A 14,028-nucleotide genomic window follows, 5' to 3' on the forward strand; every position below is an offset into this window, starting at 1 on the left:
ATTGTCGAATTGGCTCAAATGTTAAGCGGTAAAAATATTACAGATTCTGCTATTGCACATGCAAAGCAGTTACTTAATTAATACTATATTTGAAAACTAAAATTAGAGACAAAAACCTAACAATAACTAACTATGTCACATAACTTATTAAAAGGGAAAAAAGGAATCATTTTTGGAGCTTTAGATGCAAATTCTATTGCATGGAAAACAGCTGAGCGCGTGCATGAAGAAGGCGGTGAATTTGTGCTTACTAATGCACCTATTGCAATGCGTATGGGTCAAATTAATGAATTAGCCGAAAAAACTGGCTCACAGATTATCCCTGCTGATGCCACATCAATTGAAGATTTAGAGAATTTGATTGACAAGTCTATGGAAATCTTAGGAGGTAAAATTGACTTTGTATTGCATTCTATTGGGATGTCAGTTAATGTACGAAAGGGTAGAGCATATACAGATCAAAAGTACGATTGGACTCAAAAAGGTACCGACGTATCTGCAATGTCATTTCATAAGGTTATGCAAACGCTATACAAAAAAGATGCAATGAACGAATGGGGAAGTATAGTGGCATTAACATATATGGCGGCGCAGCGTGTATTCCCAGATTATAATGATATGGCAGATAATAAAGCCTACTTAGAAAGTATTGCGCGCAGTTTTGGTTACTTCTTTGGTCGTGATAAAAAAGTACGCGTAAATACCATTTCTCAATCACCAACACCAACCACAGCGGGTCAAGGCGTAAAAGGGTTTGATGGTTTTATATCTTATGCTGAGAAAATGTCACCACTAGGTAATGCTACAGCCCTAGATTGTGCAAATTACACGGTGACTTTATTCAGTGATTTAACAAAACGTGTTACATTGCAAAACTTATACAATGATGGTGGATTTAGTAATATGGGTGTAAGTGATGCCGTGATGGATGCATTTGTCGAAAATGATTAGAAAATTACGTTTTAACGATTATAGGCCATTGTTCATAGCAATGGCTTTTTTGTATTTATAGAATTATATATATTTAATCCCAAAGAAGAAATTTGTATGTTGTCTATGTGCAAAACTACATTTACAATTATATTCGTATTGCTTAGTCTCCTAGCTAATGCACAAATTCTGTTTGAAGATGAAGCAGCAGTTAGAGGTATGAGTCTACATACAGGAAGTATTGGCAACGGTAATGGGATAACTTTTGTTGACTATGACAATGATGGTTGGGACGATATTACCCTACCTTCAGGTAATGACATTCCATTACGATTTTACAAAAATTATGATGGCTTTTTTGTACAACAGAATCTAATAACTCCTGAAATTACGTATCCCGTAAGAGCAGTCTCATGGATTGATTATGATAATGATGGCGATAAAGATTTGTTTATTGCTAGTGACACTAACGGCAATAGACTATATCAGCAAAATAATGATGGTAGTTTTACCAATGTAACAATTGCCGCTGGACTTTTTGAAGATAATGTCTTCACTTATGGGATTTCGTGGGGAGACATAAACAATGATGGTTGCCCAGATTTATACCTATCGAATAGAATTGTAGATACTCCAATAATAAATTATCTCTTTAAGAATAATTGTGATGGTACTTTTTCTGAATATACAGAAGCAGCCGGTCTTTTAAATACGGCAGCCTTGACACTTTGTGCTTCTTTTTTTGACTATAATAATGATGGTTGGCAAGATTTGCATGTATCTAATGATAAACATTATCCAAACTTCTTATACAAAAATAATGGAGATGGTACATTTTCCGATGTTAGTGAATTTACAAATACAGATATCATTGTAGATGCAATGTCTGTAACTATTGATGATTTTAATTCCGATGGATATTTTGATATCTACATTACCAATACTCCCAATGACGCAGGCACTCCCACATTAGGAAGTATTTTGTTAAAAAATTTGAATGGAAATAAATTTGAAGATGTGTCATTAGAGTCTGGTACCCAATTAAATAGTTGGTCATGGGGTGCTAACTTTTTGGATGCAGATAATGATTCTGATTTAGATTTGTATGTAAGTGCGTCCTATATTAGTGCAGACGGCTATCCTTCATACGCCTTTTATGAAAATAATTCCTCAGGTATTTTTAGTCAACCAAATAATATCGGATTTGCTAATAATGATTATAGAAGTTATGGTTCTGCAACAGGAGATGCAAACAATGATGGTAAAGTTGATATTGCAGTTATAAATAATTTTGATTCTAATCCTAACTTGTGGATTAATAAAACTACTTCCTCTAATAATTTTCTTGAAGTAGACTTAGAAGGAACTATAAGTAATAAAGATGCTCTGGGGTCGGTCATTGAAATATCGATAAACGGTAACAAACAATATAGATATATCACTAATGGAGAGAGCTATTTATCTCAAAATTCATTTAAAGAATTTTTTGGAGTTGGTGAGGCAACAACAATTGATTATGTTAAAGTAAAGTGGCTAAGCGGAATTGAGGATATAGTTTATAATGTTGCAGTTAATACAAGGCTAAAAATTGTTGAAGGCAATACACTTTCTTTAAATAACGTATTCGATGATAATCCGGAATTAAATATATATTTAGATCAATTATCACAAGCTGTTAAGCTATCTTCAAATTCCTACATAGAAACAATCGATATATTGAATATTACTGGGAAAAAAATCAGTACACATAATGTAAACGCTAATGATTTCCAGATAGATTCAAGTTTTTTATCACAAGGAATTTACCTAATAAAATTACACTTTAAAAACCACAATTTAATTATTAGGAAAATCGCAATATTTTAGAACCATACTTTATTTTAACTTAATTGTCTGCAGAAGACTTTTAATTTCTTTTCTTAGAACCACTTATCGTAAAAAATTGTTAATTATCGAATATTAATCCGGTCAACCTTAAATTAAGAAGTAATTAACATATTTTTAGCATTACTACTAACTTTAATTAATGTATATGAAAAAAATTACTTTACTATTATTTTTAATTTCAAGTTTTTTTTCTGTCGCTCAATCGACATGTAATCAAACCTTTTCTGCTACTGGTAATGATGATGACCCTACGGTCTTGACCATTACCGCTGCTGAAATTAATTGTGCTGATCCAGCTGTACCTACGGCCTTGACGTTAACAAATTCCGCTGGAAATCTAACAAACCTTAACTGTGCGACCAATGGAACGTCAAATTGGTATGACTTCACATTATCTATTACTGGTGGTGCTAGTAATGGTGTAACAATAACAGGATGTGCAGGAGAATTAGACGGAACAGATATTACTGGATTTACATCTTTAACTATCACTTCAAACGATTTGGATACGTTTTCAGATGTAGTTACTATTGAAATAGATGTTGAGTCCACTTTTGTGGCTCTCACACCACCAAACTGCGATTCAGTTTTAGATGAAACTACTGATGTTTCTGTAGGCGGTGATATATCTTGGTCTCAAGCAACTGGTGGACCTAGTTCTTATGATTTAACCGTAGGTCTATCTTCAGGTGCAGGAGATGTTTTTCCAACTGCTGATGTAGGTAATGTGACTACTATTAATCTAGGAACTTTAACTTTCGGAACAACATATTTTGTAACTATCGTACCTAAAAATGCCAACGGAAGCGCTACTGGATGTGTTGAACAAACATTTACAACTGAAGCATTGCCACCAATCGGTCAGTCTTGTTTTAATCCAATTGCTGCAACTGTTGAAACGGACTGTACAATGGCAACTCCAAACACTGTTGATTTTGCGAGCTCCGTCGATGTAGGTCCTTATTCATGTGACGGTACTACAGGTAATAATGGTGCATGGTTTGAGTTCACTTCATCTAGTGCTGATGGTGTGACCATAAGCTCTACGGATGCTCTTGTAGAATATGTGGTATTGGACGACTGTAATGGTACAGAAATTGCTTGCGGTACTTTTACCGGAAACTCAGCAATTATATTATTAAGTCCTAATACGACGTTTAAATTAGCAGTCTGGAAAGATGCTGCTACAAGTGGTACTACAGATATTTGCATTGAAGAATATACATTACCGCCAGCACCTGATTGTGCTGAAACTCCGGTGGTTCCGGCAAATGGAGCGACAATGGTTGATGCTTCAACAGGAACAGTGACATTCTCTTGGACGGCACCATCATCTGGACCACCTCCTACAGATTATGAGTTTTTTCTTGGTACTGAATCAGGTATGCTAACATCATTGGGTACTTTAGGAAGTGCAGCAACAACCATTGATATTATAAATATTGCAGGTAATGATACTTATTACTGGCAAGTTATTCCACTAAATGGTATAACACCAGCAGTTGGGCCATGTCCTGAATGGAGTTTTACAACGGCTCCAGTACCACCACCGGCTACAATTGCAGTAATAGATATAACTGGTTGCGGGCAAACAGGTTCTGCATCTCAACCTTACGTTATCCCTGAGATTACTTGGGTACAAATTAATTTTGCAGGTGGTTGCGATTTAACGATTGATACTTTAACTTCTACTGTTGGTGACTCTGAAATAGGGTTGTATGATTCTGATGGTAATCTTATAGGAAGTAATGATGATTTTGGCGGTGGGCTTTTAAGTTCTTTGACAGTAACAAACTTACCAGCTGGAACTTATTATGCGGCTGCTGGTACATTTAACGTTACTTTTGGTCAGCCTTTTAATCCAACATCGGACGATACTGACGATACAGGTATAATCGAAATAAATGTAACATCATCTGTTCCTAATGACGAATGTGCAGATGCAGAAGCAATTGCTGTAGATGGTACTCCAGTTAATGGAGATAATACAGGTGCTACAGATTCGATGGTTGCTGGTGCGTGTTTTACAGGTACAATTAGTGATGTATGGTACACGTTTGATGGCCCAATAGGAGAAGAAGTATTTATTCAAGTTACTTCTGGATTCCAATTTGAGCTTTATAGTGATTGTGGTGGTACCTTGGTTGCTGGAAGTTGTAACGAAACAGGTGCAATAGCAGTGACGTCAGGCACAACGTACTACTTAAGAATTAGTGATATAGATGTGACTAGAGCGCCGGGCGCATTTACTGTGCAGGTAGCCGAAAGTTCATTTAGTACAGATGGTTTTGATAATGTAGCAGACTTTACATACTATCCAAACCCAGTTAAGAATACATTAAGTCTTAATGCACAGCAGAATATTGATAATATCTCTATGTTTAATATGCTAGGTCAAGAAGTTATGAGATTATCTCCTAATTCTGTTAGCACTGAAGTAGATATGTCTAGTTTATTAACAGGTACCTATTTTGTAAGAGTATCTATTGAAGGTTCTACAAAAACCGTACGTGTTATAAAACAATAAATTACAAGCTATTATATATAAAGCCACCTTTATTGGGTGGCTTTTTTTTTTTAAATTGCATTTTAAATACGAGAACTAATTTTAGGTTGATTTTATGTGGTATAGACAATTACTTATATGCTTTTTTATAAGTTTTACCTTGTTAGTAAAAGGCCAAACTTTATTTGAAGATGAAGCATTAACAAGAGGAATTGATGCAACTACAAATTGTGATGGAAATGGTTTAGGAATAAGTTTTGCAGATTTTGATAACGATGGTTTAGATGATATCACTGTGCCAACTCGAAATAATGAAGGACTTAAATTTTATAAAAACTTCGGTGGTATTTTTGTGGAACAACAGTTGTTAACACCTGCAATACTATATCCTACGCGATCCGTTTCATGGGTAGACTATGATAATGATGGAGATAGAGATTTGTTTGTAGTTAGCGATAGTGATGGTAATAAACTCTTTAATCAAGCATCCGATGGTACTTTTTCAGATGTCACTATTTCTTCAGGATTGTTTACAGATAATGTATTTACATTTAGTGTAACTTGGGGAGATATTAATAATGATGGATGTCTAGATCTATTTTTTTCTAACAGAACAACAAATACATTATTTCCAAATTTTTTATTTCAAAATAATTGTGATGGTACATTTAGTAATATAAGTTCATCAGCAGGGATTTCATCAGATTCAAGACTAACTTTTGGCGCTTCTTTTTTTGATTTTAATAATGATGGATTTCAAGATATATATTTAATTAATGATAAGGTAACGGCCAATAGATTATATAAAAATGATGGAGATGGAACTTTTACTGATGTAAGTGCGTCAACAGGAGCAGGAATAACAATTGATGCAATGTCTGTAACTATTGACGACTATAACTCTGATGGTTTTCTAGACATATATATTACAAATACGGACATTCAGTATCCCAACAGAGTAGCTGGCAATGTATTATTACAAAATGTTAATGGAACTAGTTTTAGTGATGTCTCATCATCATCTTCGACAGATCTCCAAGGTTGGTGTTGGGGAGCAAATTTTTTAGATGCCGAAAATGATGCTGATTTGGACTTATATGTAAGTTGTTTGTACGTCTCAGAAACAGACCCAGATTCTTATGGCTTTTATGAAAATCAGACTTCCGGATTTAGTCAACCTACCAATATTGGTTTTTTAAATAACGATTTAAGTAGTTATGGGACTGCCATTGGAGATGCAGACAACAACGGTATGGTAGATATCCTTGTTGTCAATGACGCGAATAATTTGCCAAACCTTTGGATGAATAAAACCAATACAACCAACAATTATCTTTCAGTATCTTTAAATGGTACCACTAGTAATAAAGATGGAATTGGTTCAAGGATAGAAATATCGATCAATGGCGAAAAGCAATATCGATATTTGATAAACGGAGAAAGTTATATTTCTCAAAACTCCTTTACTGAATACTTTGGCGTTGGTGCTGCGACAATTGTTGATTACGTTAAGGTTACTTGGTTGAGTGGTGTGGTAGATATACTTAATAATGTTAGCGTTAATCAAAAAATAAATATTACAGAAGGCAGCACGTTGTCTACGGCTAACTATAGCGATAACAATACATTAGCTATCTACCCGAATCCAGCTAATAATAGGTTGTTTGTAAATGCACAGCAGCAGTTAGATAGTATTATTATTTACAATACTTTAGGACAGCAAATACTACAATTGAATCCTAATTCTAGCACTTTTGATATTGATATTTCTGGTTTAGAATCTGGAATTTATTTTATCAAAACAGCATATAATGAACGAGAGGTCACGAGCAGACTAATAAAAAATTAAATAAATAAGACATTTTAAAGCCGCTTAAATTAAGTGGCTTTTTTATTAACAATAGTTACATTTGTAAGCATGAAACCATTGCAATATTCGTTTATCGTACCTGTTTATAACAGACCTCAAGAAATTGATGAACTATTAAGTAGTTTCTGTTATCTTTTAGGCGATTTGGATTATGAAATTGTAATAATAGAAGATGGTTCGACTAATTCTTCAAAAGATGTGGTATCAAATTATATAAATCGGTTACATATATCATACTATTATAAAACCAATTCTGGACCAGGTGATTCACGCAATTATGGTATGCAAAAGGCCAAAGGTAACTACTACATTATTTTAGACTCTGATGTCATTCTTCCAGAGAATTACCTTATTGAAGTTAATGAGTATTTAAAATCATCTTTTTACCATTGTTTCGGAGGTCCTGATGCGGCACACGAGTCGTTTACAAATCTCCAAAAGGCCATAAACTTTACAATGACCTCCTTCTTGACTACAGGAGGCATTAGAGGTGGGAGCGAAAAAATAAACAAATTTCAACCTAGAAGTTTTAATATGGGCTTGTCTAAAGAAGCGTTCAAAGCAACTTTGGGATTTGGTAAAATTCACCCTGGAGAAGATCCTGATTTAGTATTAAGACTTCAAAAGTTAGGATATAAAACAACACTAATACCTAAAGCATTTGTCTATCATAAAAGACGTATATCATGGACGAAGTTTTATAAACAGGTAAATAAGTTTGGTCAAGTAAGACCAATACTTACCAAATGGCACCCAGACTCCTCGAAGATTACATACTGGCTACCTAGTATGTTCACTGTCGGACTTATACTTGCTATATGTCTTACATTTTTAAACAATTTTTACTTCATATCAATTTATGGTATATATTTTCTATTAGTATTTATATTATCTTTTGTAAGTACTAAGAATGTAATAGTTTCATTACAATCTGTTCTGGCAATATTAGTTCAGTTTTTTGGATATGGTTATGGGTTTTTAAAAACAACAGTTCAATTAATTCTATCTAATACGGCTCCGGAGAAACTATTTCCTAATTTATTCTTTAAATGAAACATGTATTAATTAATAGGCTCTCTGATGTTTTTAAAAAAGGAAACATAAAGTTATTTAGCTTTTTTTTAATTGCAGCGTTCTTATTTTTATTTATAAGCAAGTTTTCGGAATCTTACACACAAGACGTAAACTTAAAGGTGAAAATTACAAATCTTGATGATGAAATAATTATTTTAAATGATTCATTAATTACTGCTAATATCACCTTAAGGGCTAAAGGATTTGACCTCATAAAGTATTTATTTAAAAGCTCTAGTTATATTGAGATCGATGGAAGAACTGATGTGTCTAAGAAAGACAATTCTTTCTATTGGGATATTATTAATAATAGATATAAGCTCGTTGAAACTTTAGGCAGTACTGTTGAAGTATTATCTGTTAACCCAGATACAATATGGTTTAAGTATGATGTTTTAGACTCTAAAATGGTGCCCATTGCATTAAATAGTAATTTGACTTTCGAATCTGGTTTTGATGTGTATGGCCAATTGAAGTTATCTCAAGACTCGGTAAAAATCATCGGTTCCAGGCAAATGATTGATACGATAAAACAAATAGCTACAGCACCCATTGAGTTATTAGATATCAATAATGACATAGATCATAACGTTGATTTATTGAGTAGTCCAAATTTTGAAATTATTCCCAATAGGGTCAAGTTATCTGCTAATATTAAGCGGTTTACAGAAGGCAAAGTTAGTATCCCAATAAAACTTGTTAATTTACCTGCTAATCGAAAGATTAATTATTTTCCTAAATCGGTCGATGTTCTATATTATGTAGATTTAGAGAATTTTGAAAAGGTTGTAGCTAAAGATTTTACAGCGGTATGCGATTTCAACGATCTGCAAAATAGTTCCAACCAATACATTGATATTGAATTAAGGAGTATGTCACCACTAGTTAAAAATGCGAATATTATTCAGAAAAGAATTGAATATATTATATCGAATTAATGGAGGCTATAGATAAGAACATAATTGTTGGAATAACCGGAGGAATTGGCAGCGGTAAATCGACTATTTGTAAGTTTTTTGAGAGTTATGGTGTAGCTGTATATTATGCCGATATTGAAGCAAAGGAATTAATGAACAGATCAAAAGTCATTAGACGAAAGCTTAAGACGTTGTTTGGCGAAAAAGCATATTTTGATAACAAACTAAATAGAGCTTTTTTGCGCAAAAAGATATTTAACGATAGGTCACTTCTTGAAAAAATGAATGCTATAGTTCATCCTAAAGTTGGGGCTCACTTTAATCGATGGCTTAAAAAACAAACTTCACCTTATATTCTTAAAGAAGTTGCTATAATTTTTGAAAACAATCTACAGAATCAATACGATTATATAATTACTGTGGTTGCTGATGAACAAGAGCGTATTAAGAGAGTTCTTAAAAGAGATACAACCGATTTACGATCAATAAAGGCTATTATTAATAACCAACTTCCAGACGAAAATAAAATTGAGCAATCAGATTTTGTAATATATAATGATGATTTAGAAGAGGCCAAATCACAGTCGAGACTTATACATCAAAAGCTCCTTTCAATTATTTAAGTCCATAAATTTTAACATTTGTGTTAATGTAAGGTTAAACACAATTTAGGCTAAATGTTAAAATGTTAAATTTGAACCGATGAACAAAAAGCTATTCGTATTGTTGGTGGTACTAATGAGTTTATCGCTCATAGGTATAATTTTCGTTCAGTCGTTCTTTATCAATAGAAGTTTAGAAAATGAGCGTCAGCAGTTTTCTTTAAACGTAAAGACAGCGTTGAGTTATGTATCTAGACAAATAGATGATTACGAGTTTCGAAATTACGTAGATAAAATAAAACCGTATTTATCTCAAAATAACGAACCAGATTCAACCGCTATTCAAAGACTTTTAGTCGCTTTTGATGATGAAGATAACAACCAAACCATTATACACCGCAATACAATATTAGAGGAACGCTTTAAAATTCCATCGTTGTTCTTTGAAATCGATGCAGATAGTACGGACTTTAGTAAATACACTAATGAAAGTATTACAGAAGTATATAGAAAATCAACACTCGACAATGGTGGATTGGAGAAGGTATCAGAAATCCGTGAGTACAATGATTTGAATGATGATGCCAGAAATTTCTTGTATAGAGATTCTTTTAAGGATATGGTAAAACAGTATAACCCTCCAATTTCTAAACGAGTAAATAATGAGCTAATACATGCTTTCTTAAACAAAAATCTTGATAATCAAGGTGTAGATATAGATTTTGAATTCGCCATTTATGATAACGATTTATCAACAACCATAAGGACAGATGATTTTGATAAAACTTCAAACTCATATGGTGTGCCTATTTTTTTAGATAAAAATAATGAAAGCTCATTTAACCTTTGGGTTGATTTTCCTAAGAGAAATAAATTTCTAATTTCTACAATATTATGGATGATTTTCTTGTCTATATTATTTACAACTGTAATAGTTATTGCTTACTCAAGTGCTATATATCAACTTATAAAACAAAGGCAAATATCTCAGATAAAGACAGACTTTATCAATAATATGACCCATGAGTTTAAAACACCAATTGCCACTATAAATTTAGCCTTAGACTCTATTAAAAACCCTAAAATTATTAATGATAATGAGAAAGTGCTTCGTTATCTTGGAATGATAAAGGACGAGAACAAGCGCATGCATGCTCAAGTGGAAAATGTATTAAGAATATCTAAGTTAGAAAAAAATGAACTTAATATAAGTAAGGAACGACTTAAATTACACGACTTAATTCAAGATGCTGTAACTCATATTCAACTAATTGTAGATGATAGAAAAGGATATATAAAACTGCATCTTAATGCTGCAAAGTCATCAGTATTAGCGAATGAAACGCATTTTACTAATGTGATTGTTAATATTTATGATAATGCAATAAAATATTCTAATGGGCAACCAAAGATTGATGTGTTTACTGAAAATATTGGTAATAATATTTTGCTAAGAATATCGGATCAAGGAAGCGGCATGTCCAAACAAGTACAAAAGCGTGTGTTTGAAAAATTTTACAGAGAGCACACCGGAAATGTACATAATGTAAAAGGTCATGGATTAGGTTTGGCCTATGTAAAGAAAATAATTGATGACCATCAAGGTCATATATCAGTAGAAAGTGAAAAAGGAAAAGGAAGCACCTTTATAATAAGGCTTCCATTAATATCATAAAATATGGAAGAACAAAATAAAAAAATTCTTTTAGTTGAGGACGATCCAAATTTTGGAACAGTACTTAAGGATTATTTAATTATGAATGATTTTGATGTTGTTCATGCTAAAAATGGTATGGAAGGCTTTGAAAAATTTAAAAAAGACGATTACGATTTATGTATCCTTGATGTAATGATGCCTTATAAAGATGGGTTTACATTAGCAAAAGAAATCCGCGAAAAGAATACAGATGTACCAATCGTATTCTTAACTGCTAAGGCCATGAAAGAAGATGTGCTTAAAGGTTATAAAGTAGGTGCTGATGATTACTTAAATAAACCTTTTGATAGTGAGGTATTATTAATGAAAATAAAAGCTATCATGCAGCGTAAAGCTACTGATAGTGTTGCAGATAGCAAACAATTTGAATTCGTAATAGGTAGATTTCACCTTAACTCAAAATTACGTTTCTTGTCTTTTGATGGCGGAGATCCAGAAAAATTGTCTCCAAAGGAAAATGAGCTATTAAGATTGTTGGCTTTACATGAAAATGACTTAATGCCTAGAGAATTAGCATTGACAAAAATTTGGAGAGATGATAATTATTTCACATCTCGAAGTATGGATGTTTACATCGCTAAACTGAGAAAGTATCTTAAGTTAGATCCTAATGTTGAAATACTTAACATTCATGGTGAAGGATTCAGATTAGTTATTAATACCTAATTAACTAACTTAATATAATTAATTTTATAGTGTTAATTAAACCAGCTCAACCGGCTGGTTTTTTTATTTCATTTTCTATAAAATCTATAATTTTTGTAATGTTAAATTGATAATTAAACCAATTAATAGTATGGTCCTTTCTGTACCATGTTAATTGACGTTTTGCAAAACGTCGCGTATTTTTTTTTATTTCTGATATGGCAAACTTCAAATCCCATTCACCTTCAAAATAATTGAAGAGCTCTTTATAACCCACTGTATTTAATGCGTTAAGTTGCTTGTAGGGTAGAAGTTCTTTGGCCTCATCTAATAGACCTGCTTCTATCATTTCATCAACTCTGAGATTTATTCGATTATAAATGATCTCTCTATCAGCTTCAAGGCCAATTTGAAGGACTTTAAAGTTACGCTTTGCTCTGATATTTGTTAAAAAACTTGAATATGGTTTTCCTGTGCCAATACAAATTTCGAGTGCTCTAATAACTCTTTGTGGATTATCGATTGCAATAGTTTTGAAACTTTCTGGGTCTAATGTTTTTAGTTTTTCTTGCAAGTAAAAAAGACCCTTATCATTCAGTGCTTTGTTCAAATCCTTTCTTATAGATTCATCTATTTCAGGTAAGTCGTCAAGGCCATTGATAACAGCATTAGAGTATAAAGCTGAACCTCCAACCATAAGCACCACATCGTTTGTTTTAAACAATTTTTCTAATGTGGTAATAGCGTCTTTTTCAAAATGACCAACACTATAATTTTCATGGATTGATTTATGCTGAATAAAATGATGTTTTACAGCGTTTAATTCATCAGTTGAAGGTACAGCTGTACCAATGCACATCTCTTTAAAAAACTGCCTAGAATCGGCTGAAATTATTTCAGTTGAAAAATGTTGAGCTAATAGAATACTCAGAGAAGTTTTACCAATGGCAGTGGTACCAACAACAGAAATAAGATACTTATTAGTCATATAAGGTGTTTCCACAATTATGGCAATATTTGGCATCATCACGATGATTTGCTGCCAAACAATTAGAACAAGATTGTGTGTTGGTCTGTACTTCGTGTTTGTTAACCTTGGTCATCTCAGAAGAAACAATTCCTGTAGGCACAGCTATTATTCCATAACCCATAATCATAATTATTGAAGCTATAAATTGCCCCAATGGAGTTATCGGAGCAATATCACCATAGCCAACTGTTGTTAACGTCACTATTGCCCAATATACACTTCTTGGTATACTTGTAAAACCACTTTCTTCACTTTCAACAAGATACATAACTGTACCTAGTATAATACAGAGAATTACAACAAAAGAAAGGAAAACAGCAATCTTTGCACGACTTGCTTTAAGTGCTCTTGCAAAATTTGTTGATGCACCAATGTAACGTGTTAGCTTAAGTATTCTAAAGACTCTCATAAGTCTCAAAGCTCTTAGCGCTACAAGCGATTGAGAACCAACTACAATAAAAGATAAGTACATTGGAATGGTAGATAAAAAATCTATAATGCCATAAAAACTAAAAATATATTTAGTTGGTTTTTTTACTGTTATTATCCTGGCAATGTATTCTATGGAAAATAGTATGGTTACAACCCATTCAGAAAAATAAAAAAAGTCTTTAGTTAGTAATCTTATAGCATCTGATAGATATGAATCAGGGTTTACACCAAAACTTTCTGGAGAGCAACCATTTAGGCAGACACTCTCAAGCATTACTAAAATTATACTTAATATAATTAGAATTAACAGAACGACATCAAACACTTTCCCGGTTGGAGTATCTGCTTCATATATTATTTCATGAAGTTTACTTCGCCATGTATGTTTATTAGTTTTTTCCACTATTTAAATGTACAA

Annotated in this window: 11 protein-coding genes; 9 read left to right on the forward strand and 2 right to left on the reverse strand. The window is 32.8% G+C overall.

Annotated elements, in window-relative coordinates; all coding sequences use genetic code 11:
* The first annotated feature begins 132 nt into the window (after positions 1-132).
* From ED556_RS14140 to ED556_RS14180, 9 genes are all read left to right on the forward strand, one after another.
* Positions 133-951 (forward strand): SDR family oxidoreductase, encoded by an 819-nt coding sequence (locus ED556_RS14140; protein ID WP_296325314.1) that lies wholly within the window; start codon positions 133-135, stop codon positions 949-951.
* A gap of 105 nt (positions 952-1,056) precedes the next feature.
* Entirely contained in the window at positions 1,057-2,796 is a 1,740-nt protein-coding gene (locus ED556_RS14145; RefSeq protein ID WP_296325315.1) for an FG-GAP-like repeat-containing protein, read from the forward strand.
* A 166-nt stretch (positions 2,797-2,962) separates the two neighbouring features.
* Positions 2,963-5,344 (forward strand): T9SS type A sorting domain-containing protein, encoded by a 2,382-nt coding sequence (locus tag ED556_RS14150; RefSeq protein WP_296325318.1) that lies wholly within the window; start codon positions 2,963-2,965, stop codon positions 5,342-5,344.
* Positions 5,345-5,438: 94 nt separating this feature from the next.
* Positions 5,439-7,172, forward strand: a complete 1,734-nt coding sequence (locus tag ED556_RS14155; protein WP_296325321.1) for an FG-GAP-like repeat-containing protein — start codon at positions 5,439-5,441, stop codon at positions 7,170-7,172.
* Between the two features lie 69 nt (positions 7,173-7,241).
* Complete coding sequence (locus ED556_RS14160; protein ID WP_296325324.1) at positions 7,242-8,246, forward strand: glycosyltransferase; 1,005 nt, start codon at positions 7,242-7,244, stop codon at positions 8,244-8,246.
* Positions 8,243-9,205 carry a hypothetical protein gene (locus tag ED556_RS14165; protein WP_296325327.1) on the forward strand — a complete coding sequence of 321 codons (963 nt, stop codon included), beginning with the start codon at positions 8,243-8,245 and terminating at the stop codon, positions 9,203-9,205. Before ED556_RS14160 ends, ED556_RS14165 begins: the two co-directional genes overlap by 4 nt.
* Complete coding sequence (coaE, locus tag ED556_RS14170; protein ID WP_296325330.1) at positions 9,205-9,807, forward strand: dephospho-CoA kinase; 603 nt, start codon at positions 9,205-9,207, stop codon at positions 9,805-9,807. The genes ED556_RS14165 and coaE overlap by 1 nt, the downstream gene beginning before the upstream one ends.
* 79 nt (positions 9,808-9,886) lie before the next feature.
* Positions 9,887-11,461, forward strand: coding sequence for a HAMP domain-containing sensor histidine kinase (locus ED556_RS14175; RefSeq protein ID WP_296325332.1), 1,575 nt, complete (start codon positions 9,887-9,889; stop codon positions 11,459-11,461).
* Between the two features lie 3 nt (positions 11,462-11,464).
* Positions 11,465-12,169 carry a response regulator transcription factor gene (locus ED556_RS14180; RefSeq protein ID WP_296325335.1) on the forward strand — a complete coding sequence of 235 codons (705 nt, stop codon included), beginning with the start codon at positions 11,465-11,467 and terminating at the stop codon, positions 12,167-12,169.
* A gap of 46 nt (positions 12,170-12,215) precedes the next feature.
* On the opposite strand, the gene miaA is transcribed toward ED556_RS14180, so the two are convergent.
* Positions 12,216-13,175 carry a tRNA (adenosine(37)-N6)-dimethylallyltransferase MiaA gene (gene miaA, locus ED556_RS14185; protein WP_296325338.1) on the reverse strand — a complete coding sequence of 320 codons (960 nt, stop codon included), beginning with the start codon at positions 13,173-13,175 and terminating at the stop codon, positions 12,216-12,218.
* Positions 13,129-14,013 (reverse strand): ion transporter, encoded by an 885-nt coding sequence (locus ED556_RS14190; RefSeq protein ID WP_296325340.1) that lies wholly within the window; start codon positions 14,011-14,013, stop codon positions 13,129-13,131. Before ED556_RS14190 ends, miaA begins: the two co-directional genes overlap by 47 nt.
* Positions 14,014-14,028 lie beyond the last annotated feature (15 nt).

Origin of the sequence: Winogradskyella sp. (assembly GCF_003712105.1) — a bacterium.
Taxonomy (GTDB): Bacteria; Bacteroidota; Bacteroidia; order Flavobacteriales; family Flavobacteriaceae; genus Winogradskyella.